We start from the raw sequence: 17,234 nt of genomic DNA on the forward strand, positions 1-17,234 counted from the left end.
GGCACCCCCCAAGTCATTAATGCATCGACCTAATTCAGCAAACTGACTGGCCGTTTCGCTCTGAGGTCTGTTAAGCCTCCTCCAGCCAGAGAGTTCTGGCACTTTCCTTGGCGGGTGGGGATGATGACCTATAAGGCGCTCCAGATATGGTTATACGCGTCGCTGTCGGTGATGCTATTGAGCAATCATGCTTGGCCAACTGAAAAAGAAGTTGTTCAAGCGCAGGCCACCAAAGACGCCGCCGTTAACTATTTGCGGTCGCTGCCGCATGATAGGAAAATTCATGTTTGGCCGTCATGGCATCGGCCTTACGAAATTGTAGCCAATCGTCTGAACGTACGCAGCTCGATCGAGCGATACAAAGCTCTCAGAGGCGATCTGAATGGTCTTCTCCCGGCCATTGGCACGGCCCAGATTTCCATAATCGCTGCCAACGGCGCGAACTGGCAAAAGGACGTAGCGTCGGCCTTAACCAGTTCGCGCCTGCTGCCATGGTACAAAGATTTCGTTGCAAAGGCGGAGCCCAGTTTGGACGGATGTACGGCGTATAAGTTTACAAGCAGAGACACTTGGACATCTGTAGGTGTCATTTTGATAAACGAGCTCAACTTCCGCGAAAATGGCACGGAAACGCTTGATCGATGCGTCCATGCGGCACTTGATTACTTGCAAGGGCTTCCAACGAGAGAGGGATACTTCGACTACTCCACGCTTCCTGACGCGAGAATTCGGGGCTTGGTGATTGAAGCGACCTATAAATGTGCTGCTGAAGGGGACGGAACCGCCGAGCCAAGAGAAAGGACTAGGGACGGTTTGACGCCACTTCCTTCGCTAGATTGCATCGTGGCGAAGGTGGCTGAATAAGGTCAGGCCACCGAGGCGGCGCAACTTTCTGGGCGGGCTGGTCGCCTCCGCCATCAAGCGCGACCAGGGGGTGAAGGACTGGGGCCATCTGATCGAGGGCCATGGCGGCATGATGGACCGCGCCGACAGCCTGGTCTTCGCCGCTCCGGTGTTCTTTCACACGGTGCGTTACTTCTGGACGTGAGAACGAGCTACGGTCTCATTTTGCAGCTGCAAGCGGCGCCTTCTCGGCAGGGCGCGGCCGACGGCGCATGCGGCGCTTGGCAGCGACCTTCAGCGCAACCGGCGGATCGCTCGACAACGCCCCCAGAACGGCTTCGACCATGCCATACGCGACAAAATCGGCGTTGATGTCATTGGCCAATTTGACGGCTGCCTCTTTGTCGTCGCCGTCCTCCGACCAAAACACGATGCCTACCCGCAGCGCCGACTTGGCACGTTTCAGCCGACGAACCAGGAAACGGGCGTGCTTGACGGAGTCGCGGTTAAGGAATCCGACCACCACGGTGTCGACAGCATCGAACTTGAGCCGGCGAATGCTCGCCGGTTCCATGTCGGCAAAGCTCGCCTTCGAGACCGTCGCGCCCTGGATTTCGAGCACCTGCGCCAGCATGGCGGCGGCGGCATCGTCAAGTTCCCCGCGGCCGCCGGCACAAAGCACCGACATGTCCGTGCCATCCGGCAGTTCGGTGTCGTCCTCGCCCTCCGCTTGAGCCTGCTTTTCCTCGTCCGCTGTGGCAGGCTCGGCCGCAGCCGGGTCATCGTCCTCCTCCGCTTCCTCCCGTGCGCTGTCGTCGAGGTTCGCCACCAGCGTCTGCGCACTGGCCGCCACCTGCCGTCTTTGCTCATCGCCCATGACACCCCGCACCCGATCCTGTTCGCCGAGCAGAAGTGCGGGAATGGCGACCTTGTCATAGAATTCGAACAGATATTTTTCCTCCAGGATCTCCTCGGCGTGATCAGTGGCTTCTTCCGGATCGCCGGCCAGCAGCCGCTGGTAGAGTCGGGCATGTAGCTCGAGCACGGGTTCGTTGCCGAACAGGACGTCGAGGAATTCGAACTGCGGCACGTGCCTGCCGAGCACGACGAGACAGACCGTGAGCGGCGTCGACAGAACCAGGCCCAGCGGGCCCCAGAGCCAGGTCCAGAAGATCGCCGCGACAATGATGGCCAATGGTGAGAGCCCGGTGCGCGAGCCGTAGAGCCAAGGTTCGACGACGTTGCCGGTGATCATTTCCATGACCACGAACAGCCCGGCGGTCCACAGCACGAGCGACCAGCCGGGAGCCACGGCAAGCGCCAGGAACAGAGGCAGCAGTGCACCAATGATCGGGCCGATATAGGGAACAAAGCGCAGCGCCAACGCCAGCAATCCCCACAGCAGTGCATTGGGTATGCCGAGAACCCAAAGCCCGAATGCAATCGGCACGGCGTAAACGATGTTCACCACCAATTGCATGAGCAGATATCGGCCGACCCGCTTGCCCGCTTCCTGGAGCGCCTCGGTGGTCCGATGAAGATCGCCGTAGCCGACGAGGCGTATGAAACGATCGCGCAGGTCCTCGCGCTCGAGCAGCATGAATATGACGACGATGATGATCAGGCCGGCCGATGCCAGCGGGCTGATCAGCGGCCGGATCAGGTTCTGGAGAACCTGGAGCGGCCTTTCGCGCGCGATGATCTCGACAGGCACCGGCTCGCGCTCTGGCTCATCTGCGGCGGGCGGTGAGGTTTCCTGCCTGTCGAGTTCCTGGCCAACGCTTTCGATCACCCCGCTCAGCCTGGCGATGATGCCTCCGCCGATGCCGGTTTCCTTCAGGGATCGGACCTTGGTCAGGATATTCGACTGGTAAAGCGGGATGTTCTGCGCCAGTTCGCTGACCTGCGTGGCGACAATGAAGGAGAACAGCGCAAGGACCGTGAATGCGCCCAGCACAGTGGCGATGACGGCCGGAAGACGGGGAATGCCGATTCGCTTGAGTACGGAAACCATGGGTGCAAGCGCAAAGGTAAGCAGCAGAGCGATTGCGATCGGCAGGAATACCTCGCGCCCGAAATACAGGGCGGCAACCGTAGCCACGACGGTCGCGACGGTCGGCAATGACATGCGCGGGAGGACCCTGGCACCGGAAACAATGCCCACCAGCCCGGACTCCGACGGGTGCATGCCGTTTCGACGATTGGCCGCCACTTGGTGCCTCCACCCTGCCAATCACCATGATCAGGCATATTGAGCCGGCGCGCAACTTTCGCTTCTTCGCACCGGCGACCTCGAAAACGCGAGCGGCAAGGGCTTGGCGGCCCAGCTGAACAGCCGGACGGGCGCTTGGTCGTCGGACACAACAACTGACGTAGTGATCGGATTCCGCACTGCAGAAGACGAGGTCAGGCTTAATCCGAATGACGCAGCCAATGACGATCGAACACGTCGAGGATGGCTCGGAACTCGGCCGGCGGGATCTGGCTGGCACCGCCGTCCTTGCTGTCTCCGACGAGGAATTGCGCCAGCTGCCGGTCGACCATTTCCGGCTGCTCAATTGCCACGCCAAGCGAAGCCAAATCCCTAGCGATCGACCCGTCGGGAGGCAGATATCCGCCCCAGGCCTCGGGCGCCGGTTCGCGCAAGCGGACGATCAGGATCCTGGTCAGGGATGGCTGCGGCTCCGGGCCGATGATGGCGCCACCGACCATATAGCCGCCAAGCACGCTCCCTGGCCGCGAGTGCGGGAACAGGCAGAGGAAGAAATGGGCATCGCCGCCGGTTTCCTTCAGAAACGCATAGAGCCCGCGTTTTGCCGGGCTCACCGGTCCGCCGACCTGCAGTTGTCCGGTCGGCAACACCTCGCGATAGGCGGCAGTCAGGCCGTATGCACCCGGCCCGGTCTCTATCGACAGGCTGCCCCTGATTAACCGGCCGCGATAATAGGGCGACAAGGCATGCGAATAACATGCGTAGGTTCCGGCAAGGGCCAATCCAATGCTTCGCTCCTCATGCCCCGACGCCGTCTCGAAATGCGCACCGGCGCGGCGTTCCAGTTCGGCCCTCTCGACGCCGTGGCGGGCGCAGATCGCCGCCGTAAAGCCTGACAGGTCGCTCTCGGCGATCCAGGCGCCGGGCTGCTCCAGCTTGAGAAGCTTCGACCAGTCGTCGTAGACGCTGAGCTCGCGTGGCTGGGCGCGGCCCTGGAGCCATTTGTCGGCACGGCCGAGATCGAACGCCGTCTTCGGGTTGACGCCCCGGAACGCCGCCGCCAAATCCTTGCGGGCGACGGTTCCCAGCAAGGCTGCAGTCAACCGTAACTTCTGCGCGATATGCTGTGCCATCCCCACCTGCCCCCTTTATGCCACCGCAAGGCATAGCATGTGCCAGCACTTGCTCCCACCGCATTCATTGCCGGCCGGAACTCTCCTAAAGTCCATATTCCAGGAAATCCGCAGAATTCCACGCCGCTCCACGCGGCTGCCCTTTTCGCCCCGCCGGGCGGCGCTAAGGTCGCGCAGGGCAAGGGCAAGTTATGAAACTCACGCTATCTAGGGTTGAATACCGACACCCTTCCTCAGTCATTTGAACGACGGCGAAGCCGAGCTCTCGCAACAGCACAAACCAGCGTAGATGCCGCCTCAACAAGGAAGGAATAATTCGATGTCCTGGATTGCCTCCCCCAAAATCCCTTTCACCGCGGTTGCGGCTGGATCCGCTGCACTGCTGCTGCTGACCTTCGGGCCGGATGGACCATCGCGTGCCGCTGCCGGCTCGCGCGCGGCAGCGACATATGGCAAGGCGGCTCCTGCCTCGCCGGCCATCGAGCCGACGCGCATCGAAGTCGACGGCAGCGCGCACGTGATACGCTTTTACATCGACGGCAAGCAGGTCGCCCTGCTCGACTCGACCGGCTTCAGGGATTGATCTTCACACCAGCGCTGGCCGCTACGAAGCGGGCGAATAGCTGCTGCCTTCATGCGCGGACGACGGTCACCACGGAGTGACCGTCAAACGCTGCGCGACATGGCGCACCCTGCTGCCTTGATGCGACTGTAAGCCTGACTCGCGCCGGTTCGTTGCAGCCGCGCTTTTCCACAAGCCATATTCCAGGAATTCCGCAGAATTCCACGCCTTTCCGCGCAGCGGCCGTGTTCAGGCCGGCGGCTGGGGCTAACCTTACGTTAACCATTGAGGGACGCCGTCATGAAACTTGCTCTGTCTGCACTTCTCGCCGTGCTCGCCCTTTCGCAAACCGTGGAGGCTAAAACGAAAGTCGTTGCCACCGATGCGAAAGCGGCCACAGCCGAGAAAAGCCGGCCGCAGCTCGACAACAAGTCCACCGGCGGGATCACCGCGTCGCCCGGTGCGATGGCAGCGCCGGCCGACAAGAATGTGTCCAGTCCGTATCCGCCGGCGATCTATTTCGATTTCTAGAGTCTATCCATCCCTAGTGGCGGGGCTCCATCTTTTTATTTCGACCGCACCGCGCTTGCGGTACCCGGGATCGGCGGGCCCGGGGGATCGACAAGCCCGATCGACAGGCCTCGGGATCAACAGACTTGGCGGCGCGCCAGGCGGTGATAGGATTGTTCCGTTCGCCTCCGGCCTCAGCCGACCCTGACGACGAAATGCTTCGTCACCGGCTCGATGATTTTCCACGTTCCCTTGAAATCGGCTTCAACCACGAAGGCGTCGCCGGGGCCGACTTCGACGGGCGCGCCGCCATCGGGCGTGATGACGATGCGCCCAGCGATCATGTGCACGAATTCATAGTCGCTGTAGGTTGCGTGGTAGGTACCGGGGGTGGCCTGCCAGGTTCCCGACATGACCTTGCCGTCCGCTGTGGTGTGCTGGACGGCGGTCTTCATGGTCGGGTTGCCGTCGACCACGACCCAGCCTGCGAGATCGCCCGCCTCGGCGTTTTCGACCGCGCCGAATTTGAGGATGGTCTTCTCTGTCATGGTCGGGCTCCGTTTGGAACTGTGCCGGCATTGGCTGCCGGTCAATAGCCGAAGCACCTGAGATGAGCAACGCGGGTGCCCTGTCCGGTTCACGAGCAAGCGATGGCACGGTTTGCCGCGTGCCATCGCTTGACCTTGCCGCCATCCGCCGGATAGTCGGTTGTCCGGCTCCGATGAAAGACCCCGATATGGCAGACGCGATCATAAGAGACAGCAACGACACCCAGCTGAACGAGGGCGATTCCGTGACCCTGATCAAGGATTTGAAGGTCAAGGGCACCTCGGAGACGATCAAGCGCGGCACGCTGGTGAAGAATATTCGCCTCACCGGCCATCCCGGCGAGATCGAGTGCAACACCAAGCAGGTGAAGGGCCTGGTGCTGAAGACCGAGTTCCTGAAAAAGGCGTGATCGCGTGGAGTCTTGACCCGTGATCCCTGGCCTTGCGGCCTCCGGAACCGGCGCAGCGCCTCTAAGTTGAGCAGACGGATGACGGCACTGACGGAGCCTGGCTAACCGGCCGGCGGAGCCACTCCTTGAAAGCCGTCGAAAGTGCGATATATCAATGACTAAGCGTGCGCTGCACGCGACGTAGTGCTTTGGTCAAACTTCACCTGTGGAGGTTGTCATGGCAAACGGTCTGATGGAAGGAAAGAAAGCCCAGGACTGGATCAACCTGATCCTTGCGGCATGTCTGTTCATCTCACCCTGGGTCATCGGCTTCGTTGCTGAAACCGCTCCTGCGTGGAACGCCTGGATTGCCGCAGTCGTGCTCGGCGCCCTGGCTCTCGCGGCGCTTTCGGTATTCGCCGAATGGGAAGAGTGGGTGAACCTTGTCGTCGGGCTCTGGCTGGTCGTCTCGCCCTGGCTGCTTGGCTTCGCGGCAAACGTCAACGCGATGGGAACCCATGTGGTCCTCGGCGTGCTGGTGGTTGCGGCATCGGCCTGGGCGGTCTGGGACTCCCGTCATCATCCGCCAGCGCATGCGTGATCGGTGACGACCAAGGGGAGGAGCCCGGCGCGCGAGCGGCGGGCTCTTCCTAAGCCTGAGATCGGTACGCAGGCCCGCTAGCCGGGCCAGTTACATCCTTGTGCTCAAAAACCAACCGCCCGGCGGGTGCAGATGGCAGCGCCGCCGCGGCGCTTCCTGGTATAGACGCCGACGAGCACCCCGCTACACTCAGCGAACTTCCGCTTATGTTGCATTGCGTTAGATTTGTTGCATTGCAATATCAATGCATTGCGTCGAGTCTTCGCAACGGGGCTTTTTCAACGACCTATGTGAGGTTTTCGCCGTGTCAGCATCGTTTCGGCCTGATATCGAAGGGCTGCGTGCGCTGGCGGTGTCGGGCGTCGTCGCGTTCCATTTCGGTCTGTCGGACCTGCCGGGCGGCTTCACCGGCGTCGACATCTTCTTCGTCATTTCCGGCTATCTGATCACCGGCCAGTTGCTGCGGGAAATCGCCGAGGACGGCAGGCTGGACCTGTGGCGGTTCTATGCAAGGCGCGCCCGGCGCCTGCTGCCGGCCTCGCTGTTCGTCATCTTCGCCACGCTGGTCGCGGGCTACTTCATCCTGTCGCCGGACGAACAGTCGCTCTATTCGAAAGGCGCCATGTACGCCTCGGCCTATGCGATCAATTTCTGGCTGATCCGCTGGTCGTTCGACTATTTCGCCCCCGATGCGGCGAACAACCCCTTCATCCACTTCTGGTCGCTCTCGGTCGAGGAGCAGTTCTATCTCGTATGGCCGGGACTGCTTCTGCTGGCGGCATGGCTGCGCCCGGGCAAGCGCACTGCGATCCTGGTGATCGGCCTCACCGGCGTGGTGTCGTTCGCCGTCTGCGCCTGGCTCACCACCGTGTCGCAGCCCTGGGCCTTCTATTTCTCGCCGCTCAGGGCCTGGGAATTCGCCGCCGGCGGGCTGGCGACGATGGCGCCGGCAAAATTCTGGCGAGAGCGCCCGCAACTGGGCGCAGCACTGGCATGGCTTGGCCTGGCGCTGATCGCCGGCGCCTATCTGACCTTCAGCGAGCGGGACACCCCCTTCCCCGGCGTCGCGGCGGTGATGCCGGTGGCCGGCACCGTGCTCCTTTTGCTCAGCGGCTCCGGCAATGTCCAAAGAGGGCCGAGCGCCATGCTGGCGCTGCCGCCTTTGCAATGGGTGGGGAAACTTTCCTACTCGCTGTATCTCTGGCACTGGCCGGTCATCGTCTATGCAACGATGATGGTGCCCGACCTCTCCTGGCCCGGGCGGCTTGCCTGCGCGGCATTGACGCTGGCGCTGTCGATCTTCACCTATCATTTCATCGAAAACCCGATCCGTCGCAACGGCTGGCTGATGGCGAGCGCGGCGCGCGCGCTTATCCCCGCCGCAATGCTGACCGGCGCCGGCGTCATGGCGACCTACGCCAATGCGCGCCTTGCCGTGGACGACCTCGACCCCTCACAACGCATCATTGCCGAAACTGCCGCGCAGCCCTCCACCGCGCGCGCCAAGGTGGGTTGCGTTCTCGACTACGAGACCGTGACGCCGAAGCCCTGCGTGTTCGGCGCCAAGAATGCCGAGCGCTCGATCGCGCTGTTCGGCGATTCGCATGCCGACCACTGGTCGACGCCGCTGATCGAGGCAGCGAAGAAGAACGACTACAAGGTCGTCACCTGGCTCAAAGCCGCCTGCCGGGCCTCGCGGCTGACGGTCTGGAGCTCGAAGCTGAAGCGCGACTACACCGAGTGCGATCAATGGCGCGAGCAATCGATCAAGGAGATCATCGCCCTGCGCCCGAGCCTGGTGGTGATATCGGAGATAGCGCTGACCAGTTCGCGCAAACTGTCGCCCGATGCGCAGCAATCCGACAGCCTGAATCAGGACTGGCAGGCCGGCCTTCGCGCAACGCTGGAGGCGTTCAGCCAGGCCGGACTGAAAGTCGCCTTCATCCGCGATGTGCCGTTCAACAGCATGTTTGTCGACACCTGCGTGGCCCGCGCGCTGTGGCGTGGACAGACGCCATCGGTATGTGACGCGCCGCGAACCGACGCCGCCAACGACGCCATGGCCGCGGTGGAGCGCGACATCGTGCGCGCCGTCCCCAACGCGACCTACATCGACATGACCGACCGGTTCTGCGACGCCAAGACCTGCCATGTCTTCATCGACGGCAAGCTGGCCTACCGCGATCGCCACCACATGGCGACGCCCTTTGCGCAAACGCTGGAGCCGCCGGTCGAGCGCGCGCTGTTCTCAACACGGTGACCACAGCCGTGAAGTAAGGCGGGAGGCGACTGCCCGCTCAGGCAGGTCTTCGTCGTCCGGCGCCTCTGGCTGTCGCCACGCTTTCGGCATCGCCGAATGGGAAGAGTGGGCGAACCTTGTTGTCGGGCTATGGCTGATCGTTTCGCCCTGGCTGCTTGGCTTCGCGGCGAACTTCAACGCGATGGGAACCCATGTGGTTCTCGGCGTGCTGGTGGTCGCGGCGTCGGTCTGGGCAGTCTGGGACCACCGTCGTCATCCGCCAGCGCATGCGTGATGGTGACGACTTAGGGGGAGCCCGGCGCGGGGGCGGCAGGTTCCTCTAAAGCCTGAGATCGGTGCGCAGGCCCGCTCGCCGGGCCAATCACCTCCTGTGTCAAAAAATCGGCCGTCGCGTGGGTTCAGGCTGGCGCTGGCGCTGCGCTTCCTGACGTGCACGCCGACGTGCACATCGCGGCTGCAGTCCGCGAACTTCCACTTATATTGCACTGCGTTAGATTTTTTGCTTATGTTGCGCTGCCTTAGATTTTTTGCAGTGCATATCGGCGCATCGCGTTGAGTCTTCGAAACGGGTAGCTTTTTTCAACGACTCTACGCGAGGTATCGCCGTGTCGCCATCGTTCCGGCCGGATATCGAGGGCTTACGCGCGCTGGCGGTGTCGGGCGTCGTCGCGTTCCATTTCGGTCTGTCGGACCTGCCGGGCGGCTTCACCGGCGTCGACATCTTCTTCGTCATTTCCGGCTATCTGATCACCGGCCAGTTGCTGCGGGAAATCGCCGAGGACGGCAGGCTGGACCTGTGGCGGTTCTATGCAAGGCGCGCCCGGCGCCTGCTGCCGGCCTCGCTGTTCGTCATCTTCGCCACGCTGGTCGCGGGCTACTTCATCCTGTCGCCGGACGAACAGTCGCTCTATTCGAAAGGCGCCATGTACGCCTCGGCCTATGCGATCAATTTCTGGCTGATCCGCTGGTCGTTCGACTATTTCGCCCCCGATGCGGCGAACAACCCCTTCATCCACTTCTGGTCGCTCTCGGTCGAGGAGCAGTTCTATCTCGTATGGCCGGGACTGCTTCTGCTGGCGGCATGGCTGCGCCCGGGCAAGCGCACTGCGATCCTGGTGATCGGCCTCACCGGCGTGGTGTCGTTCGCCGTCTGCGCCTGGCTCACCACCGTGTCGCAGCCCTGGGCCTTCTATTTCTCGCCGCTCAGGGCCTGGGAATTCGCCGCCGGCGGGCTGGCGACGATGGCGCCGGCAAAATTCTGGCGAGAGCGCCCGCAACTGGGCGCAGCACTGGCATGGCTTGGCCTGGCGCTGATCGCCGGCGCCTATCTCATGGTGAGCGAGGATTCCCCCTTCCCCGGGGTGATTGCGCTGGTGCCGGTCGCCGGCACCGTGCTGGTGCTGCTCAGCGGCAGCGGTGCAAGCCGGAGCGCGGCGCAGAACCTACCGATCAGCGTGCTGTCGCTGTCGCCCATGCAGTGGCTTGGCAAGCTTTCCTACTCGCTCTATCTCTGGCACTGGCCGGTCATCGTCTATGCGACGATGATGGTGCCCGACCTGTCCTGGCCCGGGCGGCTTGCCTGCGCGGCATTGACGCTGGCGCTGTCGATCTTCACCTATAATTTCATCGAAAACCCGATCCGTCGCAATGGCTGGCTGATGGCGAACGCGGCGCGAGCGCTCGTTCCCGCTGTCATGCTGACCGGTGCGGGCGTGGTCGTGGCCTATGGCAATGCGCGCTTTGCCGAGCACAATCTCAGCCCCGAACAGCGCGTCATCGCAAGCAGCGCGGCGCAGAGTTCCACGGTGCGCGCGACCAACGCCGGCTGCGTGCTCGATCTGGAAACCATCAAGCCGAACCCTTGCGTGTTTGGCGCGAAAGATGCCGAGCACTCGGTGGTGCTGTTCGGCGATTCGCATGCCGACCACTGGTCGACGCCGCTGATCGAGGCGGCCAGCAAGAACAACTACCGGGTCGTCACCTATCTGAAATCCTCCTGCCGCGCCTCGCGGGTGACGACCTGGAACTCGCGGCTGAAGCGCGACTACACCGAATGCGACCAATGGCGCGAGCAGTCGATCAGGGACATCATTGCTTTGCATCCGAGCCTGGTGGTGATCTCGGAATTCTCGATGGGTAATATGACGCGGGAATCGCCCGATGAATTGAAGCACGCCAATTGGAACGAGGAGTGGCGGAGCGGCCTGCGCTGGACCCTGGGGGCGTTCAGTCAGGCCGGGATCAGGGTCGCGGTCATCAGAGACGTGCCCTTCAACAGCAGCTATGCCGACAAATGCGTGGCACGCGCCCTGTGGCGCGGCCAGACGCCGGCCGCATGCGACACGCAGAGGGTGATGGCCGCCAATGACGACATCGCCAAGGAAGAGCGCGACATCGTGCGCGGCATTCCGAACGCCACCTATCTCGACATGACGAACCGCTTTTGCGATCAGACCACCTGCCATGTGTTCATCGACGGCATGCTGGCCTTCCGCGATCGCCACCACCTTGCAACGCCCTTTGCGGCAACGCTGGAGCCGCCGATCGAGCGCGCGCTGTTCTCGAAGGTGGCGGCGGAGATGTAAGGGCGGCGCAAGACGCGCTTTTTCACCCGACGTCTCAGTGCAGGCCAAACTCACGCAGCAGTTCTTCGCGATAGCGCACGAACCGGGTTTCGCTGCGATCGCGGGGGCGCGGCAGTTCAACCTCGACCAGGCGTGCTGCGCCGCCTTTCTCCCTGGGCAGGATCAGCACCCTGTCCGCAAGATAGATCGCTTCTTCCAGATCATGGGTGACCATGATCATGGTGACGTTCTCTTCGCTCCAGATGCGCACCAGTTCCTCTTGCATGCCGATCTTGGTCATCGCGTCGAGCGCGCCTAGCGGCTCGTCGAGCAGCAGGATTTCAGGCCGCACGGTCAACGCCCGGGCGATGCCGACGCGCTGCGCCATGCCGCCCGAAAGCTGCCTGGGATAGGCATCGCTGAATTCGGCCAGACCGACGAGCGCGGTATAGATGCGGGCCTTGTCCTCCGCCTCCGCCTTGGGCACGCCCCGCACTTCGAGGCCAAAGGCGACGTTGCCGAGTACCGTCAGCCACGGCAGCAGGCGCGGTTCCTGGAAGATCACCGCGCGCTCGGAGCCGACGCCATGGACCGGCTTGCCGTCGATCGCGACACCGCCACTGTCGGCAGCCTCCAGCCCGGCAAGAATGCGCAGCAGCGTGGTCTTGCCCGATCCGCTGGCGCCGACAATGACGAGGCATTCGCCGGAGCGGATGTCGAGGTTGAGCGCCCTCAGCACGGCAAGCGGGCGCCCGCCAAGGGTGAAGGATTTGGAGAGGTCACGTATCGTGACCTCGCCGCCGCTTGTGGTGGCCATGGCCCGTCTCCCGGTCAGTTGGTTTTCGTTTCGCCGCGCCGGTAAAGGATATCAGCGGCTTTCAGCTTGCCCTTGGGCAGGCGGCCGTCGCGTTCCAGCACGCTGACCCAGAAGTCGATGTCGCGGTCGTCAGCCTTCGCCCCTTCACGCAGGCCGAAGCCGGTCCAGTAGCGCGCCAGCTCGCCATTTTCGCCGCGCTTGTCGAGGATGTCCGCGAGCACCTTGCGCGCCTCGTCCGGGTTCTGGCGCGGCCCCTCGGCGGCGCCCGCCCACAGGGGGCCGCAAATTCGGGGCCCCGCCCGCAGGGCCCGGGTGGAGGCGCGCCGCCCGCCCAGTGCGCCCCCCGCCCCGTGGCCCCGCACGTCGGTGTCGTTGAACACGCCGCGCACGCCGCCATTGTCGACCAGCGCGCCGGCAAACGTCGCCTGCCAATAGCCCAGTGCCGCGATATCGACCTGACGCGACCGCAAGGTCTGTTCAAGCTGCGGCCCGGGCACCACGACGAGGTTGGCGGCATCCGGTGGCAGGCCGACGCCGTGCAGCGCCTCGCGCACGGTGTAGTCGAGATGGGCGCCGAGCGTGTTGACCGCAATGGTCTTTCCGGCGATGTCGGCAATCGATTTGATCGGGCTGTCTTCCAGCACGTAGAAGACGCTGCGCACTTGCCTGTTGATGCCGTTGCTTGGATAGGCGGCGACGAAGTCGTTGCCGCCGGAGATCGAATTGATCACCGCAGCGGTCGCGGCCGAGCCGAGATCGACGCTGCCGGAGGCGAGCGCGAACAGCGATTCCGGGCCGCCGCTGGAGTAGCCGACATTCTCCAGCTTGACGCCGAGGCCCTTGAAATAGCCGAGCGCCTCCGCCAGCTCATGCGGCGAGATGCTGCCGCGGCTGGCGAGGTAGCGCAACGTGACCGGCGCGGCTTGCGCAACGGCGAAGCGGGGCAGGCCGGCGGCGATGATGCCGGCGGCAAAGGGAGCGCCCGCAAGCAGGGAACGGCGAGTGATTGGCATGGGTCCGGTCTTTCCTGTTGGAGAGGGTGGTGCCTGTTGAAGAGGATGGTGAAGGCTGGTCAGTCGATGGGATTGCTCCAGCGGCAGAGCCGCCGCTGCAGGCTGACCAGCGCCTGGTTGGCGATCAGGCCGAGGCCGGCGAGGATGACGATCGCCGCAAACATCAGCGGGATCTGGAAGTTGTACTGCGCGTTCATCACCTGGAAGCCGATGCCCTTGTTGGCGCCGATCATTTCGGAGGCGATCAGCAGCAAGAGCGCCGTGGTCGCACTCAGCCTTAAGCCCACGAAGATCGACGGGACGGCCCCTGGAAGCACGACACGGCGAAACACGGTGAGCCGCGCGGCGCCATAGACCCGGGCCATCTCAAGCAGTTTCGGATCGACTTGCTTGACGCCGCTGATGGTGTTGAGCAGCAGCGGAAACAGCGTCGCCCAGAGGATGACGAAGACCTTTGATGCCTCCCCCAGCCCGAGCAGCAGGATGAACACCGGATAGAGCGCCAGCGCCGAGGTCTGCCGGAAGACCTGCAGGATCGGATCAAGCGCGGTTTCGACGGCGCGCACCTGGCCCATGAACAGACCAAGCGGGATGGCAACCGCCGCCGCCGCCGCGAAGGCGAGGCCGGCGCGCTGCAGGCTGATGGCGATGTCGCCGAGCAAAGTGCCGCCGGCCAGACCGTTCCACAATGCGGAGACGATCGTGTCGATCGGCGGCAGCACCGCGGCGTTGACCCATCCCGCGCGGCTCGAGACCTGCCAGATCGCGAGGAAGCCGATCAGGATGCCGTAGCGGGACAGGAAGCGGACGACAGTCCGGTTGGCCAGGCGCGGGAAAACGGCGCCAAGGCTGGTTCTGCCGTCATGTGTACCGATCGTGACCCGCTGCTCGATGTGTTGCAAACTCATCGTCCTGCCCTTTGCTTTAAGAGAATCTATTCGGCGGCCAGCACCTTGGAGCGGCCGGCGGTCCAGGGGTTTTCCGGCCGCCTGAGGCCGAGATTCTCGCGCAGCGTCCTGCCTTCGTAGGCGGTGCGGAACAGGCCCCGGCGCTGCAGCTCGGGGATCACCAGGTCGACGAAATCGTCGAGCGCGCCAGGCAGCCAGGGCGGCAGGATGTTGAATCCGTCGGCGGCGTCGTTGCCGAACCATTCCTCCAGCTGATCGGCGACCTGCACCGCGCTGCCGATGACGGTGTAGTGGCCGCGGGCCGTCGCCACCCACTGGTAGAGCTGGCGGATGGTGAAGTCGTGCTCGTCGGCAATCTGGCGGATCAGTGCCTGGCGGCTCTTCATGCCTTCGGTTTCCTTGCTCGGCGGCAGCGGTCCGTCGAGCGGATACCCGCTGATGTCGAGCGTCTGGCCCGCCAGCCCGTTGAGCAGGGCCACGCCGTCCTCGGGCAGGATCAGGTCGTTCAGCTGCTGGTACTTGGCGCGGGCTTCCTCTTCGGTGCGGCCGACGAAGGGAGCTACGCCCGGCATGATCAGCACCTGTCCGGGATCGCGGCCGACCGCCGTCACGCGCGCCTTGATGTCGCGGTAGAACTCTTGCGCCGAGGCGAGATTCTGATGGGCGGTGAAGATGACCTCAGCCGAATGGGCGGCGAGCCTGCGGCCGTCCTCCGACTGCCCGGCCTGCACCACCACCGGGTGACCCTGCACCGGGCGCGGCACATTGAGCGGGCCTTTGACGCTGAAATGCCGGCCCTTGTGGTCGATGTCGTGAAGCTTATCCTTGTCGTAGAAGCGCCCCGACTTCTTGTCGCGGATGAAGGCATCGTCTTCCCAGCTGTCCCACAGCGCCTTGACCGTCTCGACATGCTCATGCGCCCGGGCATAGCGCTCGGCGTGGGCAGGCTGCGTCTCGCGGTTGAAATTGCGCGCGGTCTCGTCGCCCGCTGAGGTCACGACATTCCAGCCGGCCCGGCCATTCGACAGCAGGTCGAGCGAGGCGAACTTGCGGGCGAGCGTATAGGGCTCCTCATAGGTGGTGGAGGCGGTGGCGATGAAGCCCAGATGCGTGGTGAGCGGCGCCAATGCGGCGAACAGCGTCACCGGCTCGAACCCGGCGATCTTGGCATTGCCGCCTTCGCGGGCGCCAAGGCCGACGGTCAGATTGTCGGCGAGGAAATAGGCGTCGAACAGGCCGCGCTCGGCGGTCAGCGCGAGCTGCCTATGGAACTCGAAATTCGTCGCGCCGTCGGCCGGAGCGTTAGGATGGCGCCAGGCTGCGATATGCTGTCCGCCACCGGGCAGGAAAGCACCAAGCTTGATCTGCCTGGACTTGCTGGATCTGGTCATTGCGGGCTCCTTCTGAGCTGTGCGGAAAGGGCATCGAGGGTCACTGGCCGGTGTTCAGGCGGCAAGACCGACGCTGCGTGGCACCACCCGGCATGCTTCGGCGACCGCTTGCGTGGCGCGAGCATGGATGGCTTCGGACACCAGCACGCCGTTGGCGAAGTCCTTGTCGGAGGCGTAGATCGCGGTCGGCAGGGTCAGCGCCTCGAAAAAGCCGAACAGCGGCCGCAGCTGATGTTCGACAACCAGTGAATGACGATCGCCGCCGCCGGTCGCAGCAAGGATGACCGGCTTTCCCCTCAGGGATGACGGATCGAGCAGGTCGAAGAAATGCTTGAAAAGCCCGGTGTAGCTGCCTTTGAAAGTCGGCGAGCCAATCACCAGGACATCGGCGTCCAGCAATTGCTCGACGATATTTCTGGCCGACGGATCCAGCTCGCCAATACGCCTTGCCTGCGGGAAGGACCGACCGAGATCCTCGATGTCGAAAACGGTCGAGGCTGCACCGGTGCTGCTCGCCACCTCAGCGACGATGTGGCTGATGAACGCCTTGGTCTTGGACGGACGGGTCAGGTTGCCCGACAGCCCCACCACCAGGGTTTTCGACATTTTGGGCTCCTCGCAAAACGGCTTCTGTGTATTAAGTCTACTTAGTTTATAGAATTAGATCAGAAAGAAGATTTCAAAACGAGCCCTTCAAGCGGATTGAGTTTGCGGCACATCGCCGTTGATTGGTTCTTTCGACGCGAAATGCGAACGCCGTGTCTGGCAACGGCGCCTTGACCGCATTCCGGCCACGCGTTGATGATCTCAAGCGCACCAAAGGTATCGGCCCGGGGATTCGCATGAAAACAGCCGTTCTGATATATCTGCTCCTGCCCTGTTTGCTGGCATCGCCAGCGCAGGCGGGATGGAAGCCGGTCGAGAAGGTCGAGACCTACGCCGTTTCAGGGCAAACCGGTCCCCAGCTCCACGCCTCGATGGGCGAGCGCGGGCCGATGATCGGCAAGGGCAAGGTCCGCGCCATGGCCTACACCAATTTCAAGCTGACCTGGGTCAGGGACTATCAGCGACAAGGCAACGCCTGCGTGCTGGTGTCGGCGCGGCCGAAGCTCATCATAACCTACACCTTGCCCAAAACGTCCGGGCCGGTGCCGGCCGCCGTGCAGAAGAGTTGGGACGTTTTCGCCGCTGGCCTCGCCGCCCATGAAAAGGTGCATGGCGACATCATCGTCGACATGGCCCGCAAGATCGAGACGGCGACCATCGGCCTGTCCGTCCCCGACGATCCCGGCTGCAGCAAGATCAGGACCGAAATGACAAGGCGGCTTGCCGAACTCTCCCAGGCGCAGCGGCAGGCAAGCCGCGATTTCGACCGGGTGGAATTCGCCCCGCGCGGCAATCTTCAGCAGCTCATCGTTAATTTGCTGATGGGGCGGTAGGGGTGGATGGAAACCACGGCAAGGCTGGCGGCGGACAGGTCGGC

16 protein-coding genes and 2 pseudogenes are annotated in these 17,234 nt (G+C 63.4%); 10 read left to right on the forward strand and 8 right to left on the reverse strand.

The annotated features are described in order from the left end of the window. The first annotated feature begins 120 nt into the window (after positions 1–120). Positions 121–864 carry a hypothetical protein gene (locus tag AC0L14_RS21060; protein WP_473750607.1) on the forward strand — a complete coding sequence of 248 codons (744 nt, stop codon included), beginning with the start codon at positions 121–123 and terminating at the stop codon, positions 862–864. A gap of 25 nt (positions 865–889) precedes the next feature. Next, positions 890–1,048, forward strand: a pseudogene (locus AC0L14_RS21065) (phosphatidate cytidylyltransferase); the annotation flags it as partial. Between the two features lie 15 nt (positions 1,049–1,063). Here AC0L14_RS21065 and AC0L14_RS21070 read toward each other — a convergent pair. Both AC0L14_RS21070 and AC0L14_RS21075 read right to left on the reverse strand, forming a co-directional pair. Continuing rightward, positions 1,064–3,055, reverse strand: coding sequence for an AI-2E family transporter (locus AC0L14_RS21070; RefSeq protein ID WP_473527868.1), 1,992 nt, complete (start codon positions 3,053–3,055; stop codon positions 1,064–1,066). A gap of 200 nt (positions 3,056–3,255) precedes the next feature. Beyond that, positions 3,256–4,188 (reverse strand): hypothetical protein, encoded by a 933-nt coding sequence (locus AC0L14_RS21075; RefSeq protein ID WP_473750608.1) that lies wholly within the window; start codon positions 4,186–4,188, stop codon positions 3,256–3,258. Positions 4,189–4,507: 319 nt separating this feature from the next. On the opposite strand from AC0L14_RS21075, the gene AC0L14_RS21080 reads away from it, so the two are divergent. Next, a complete protein-coding gene (locus tag AC0L14_RS21080) occupies positions 4,508–4,771 on the forward strand; it encodes a hypothetical protein (protein WP_473488943.1) in 264 nt (87 codons plus the stop codon). A 279-nt stretch (positions 4,772–5,050) separates the two neighbouring features. Beyond that, entirely contained in the window at positions 5,051–5,281 is a 231-nt protein-coding gene (locus AC0L14_RS21085; protein WP_473488944.1) for a hypothetical protein, read from the forward strand. A 173-nt stretch (positions 5,282–5,454) separates the two neighbouring features. Here the strand turns inward: AC0L14_RS21085 and AC0L14_RS21090 are convergent, their stop codons facing one another. Next, entirely contained in the window at positions 5,455–5,808 is a 354-nt protein-coding gene (locus tag AC0L14_RS21090; RefSeq protein ID WP_258123208.1) for a cupin domain-containing protein, read from the reverse strand. A gap of 188 nt (positions 5,809–5,996) precedes the next feature. On the opposite strand from AC0L14_RS21090, the gene AC0L14_RS21095 reads away from it, so the two are divergent. From AC0L14_RS21095 to AC0L14_RS21115, 5 genes and pseudogenes are all read left to right on the forward strand, one after another. Further along, a complete protein-coding gene (locus AC0L14_RS21095; RefSeq protein WP_473750610.1) occupies positions 5,997–6,218 on the forward strand; it encodes an alkylphosphonate utilization protein in 222 nt (73 codons plus the stop codon). 217 nt (positions 6,219–6,435) lie between these two features. Further along, positions 6,436–6,798: an SPW repeat protein gene (locus tag AC0L14_RS21100; RefSeq protein WP_473488946.1), complete on the forward strand. Its 363-nt coding sequence runs from the start codon at positions 6,436–6,438 to the stop codon at positions 6,796–6,798. A 304-nt stretch (positions 6,799–7,102) separates the two neighbouring features. Then, positions 7,103–9,058, forward strand: a complete 1,956-nt coding sequence (locus AC0L14_RS21105; RefSeq protein WP_473750611.1) for an acyltransferase family protein — start codon at positions 7,103–7,105, stop codon at positions 9,056–9,058. Positions 9,059–9,123: 65 nt separating this feature from the next. Continuing rightward, positions 9,124–9,332, forward strand: a pseudogene (locus AC0L14_RS21110) (SPW repeat protein); the annotation flags it as partial. A gap of 331 nt (positions 9,333–9,663) precedes the next feature. Beyond that, positions 9,664–11,643 (forward strand): acyltransferase family protein, encoded by a 1,980-nt coding sequence (locus AC0L14_RS21115; protein WP_473750613.1) that lies wholly within the window; start codon positions 9,664–9,666, stop codon positions 11,641–11,643. A gap of 34 nt (positions 11,644–11,677) precedes the next feature. Here AC0L14_RS21115 and AC0L14_RS21120 read toward each other — a convergent pair whose 3' ends face one another. The 5 genes from AC0L14_RS21120 to msuE are packed head-to-tail and all read right to left on the reverse strand — an operon-like array spanning position 11,678 to position 16,357. Continuing rightward, a complete protein-coding gene (locus AC0L14_RS21120; protein WP_473488949.1) occupies positions 11,678–12,439 on the reverse strand; it encodes an ABC transporter ATP-binding protein in 762 nt (253 codons plus the stop codon). A 14-nt stretch (positions 12,440–12,453) separates the two neighbouring features. Further along, positions 12,454–13,452 (reverse strand): ABC transporter substrate-binding protein, encoded by a 999-nt coding sequence (locus AC0L14_RS21125; protein ID WP_473750614.1) that lies wholly within the window; start codon positions 13,450–13,452, stop codon positions 12,454–12,456. A gap of 59 nt (positions 13,453–13,511) precedes the next feature. Continuing rightward, positions 13,512–14,360: an ABC transporter permease gene (locus AC0L14_RS21130; protein WP_473750615.1), complete on the reverse strand. Its 849-nt coding sequence runs from the start codon at positions 14,358–14,360 to the stop codon at positions 13,512–13,514. Between the two features lie 26 nt (positions 14,361–14,386). Next, positions 14,387–15,751: an LLM class flavin-dependent oxidoreductase gene (locus tag AC0L14_RS21135; protein ID WP_473750616.1), complete on the reverse strand. Its 1,365-nt coding sequence runs from the start codon at positions 15,749–15,751 to the stop codon at positions 14,387–14,389. A 54-nt stretch (positions 15,752–15,805) separates the two neighbouring features. Next, a complete protein-coding gene (msuE, locus tag AC0L14_RS21140) occupies positions 15,806–16,357 on the reverse strand; it encodes an FMN reductase (protein WP_473750617.1) in 552 nt (183 codons plus the stop codon). 236 nt (positions 16,358–16,593) lie between these two features. Between msuE and AC0L14_RS21145 the strand changes: the two genes are divergently transcribed. Continuing rightward, positions 16,594–17,190, forward strand: coding sequence for a DUF922 domain-containing Zn-dependent protease (locus tag AC0L14_RS21145; protein WP_123148065.1), 597 nt, complete (start codon positions 16,594–16,596; stop codon positions 17,188–17,190). The last annotated feature ends 44 nt before the right edge of the window (positions 17,191–17,234 follow it).

Source organism: Mesorhizobium sp. WSM4841, assembly GCF_055811515.1.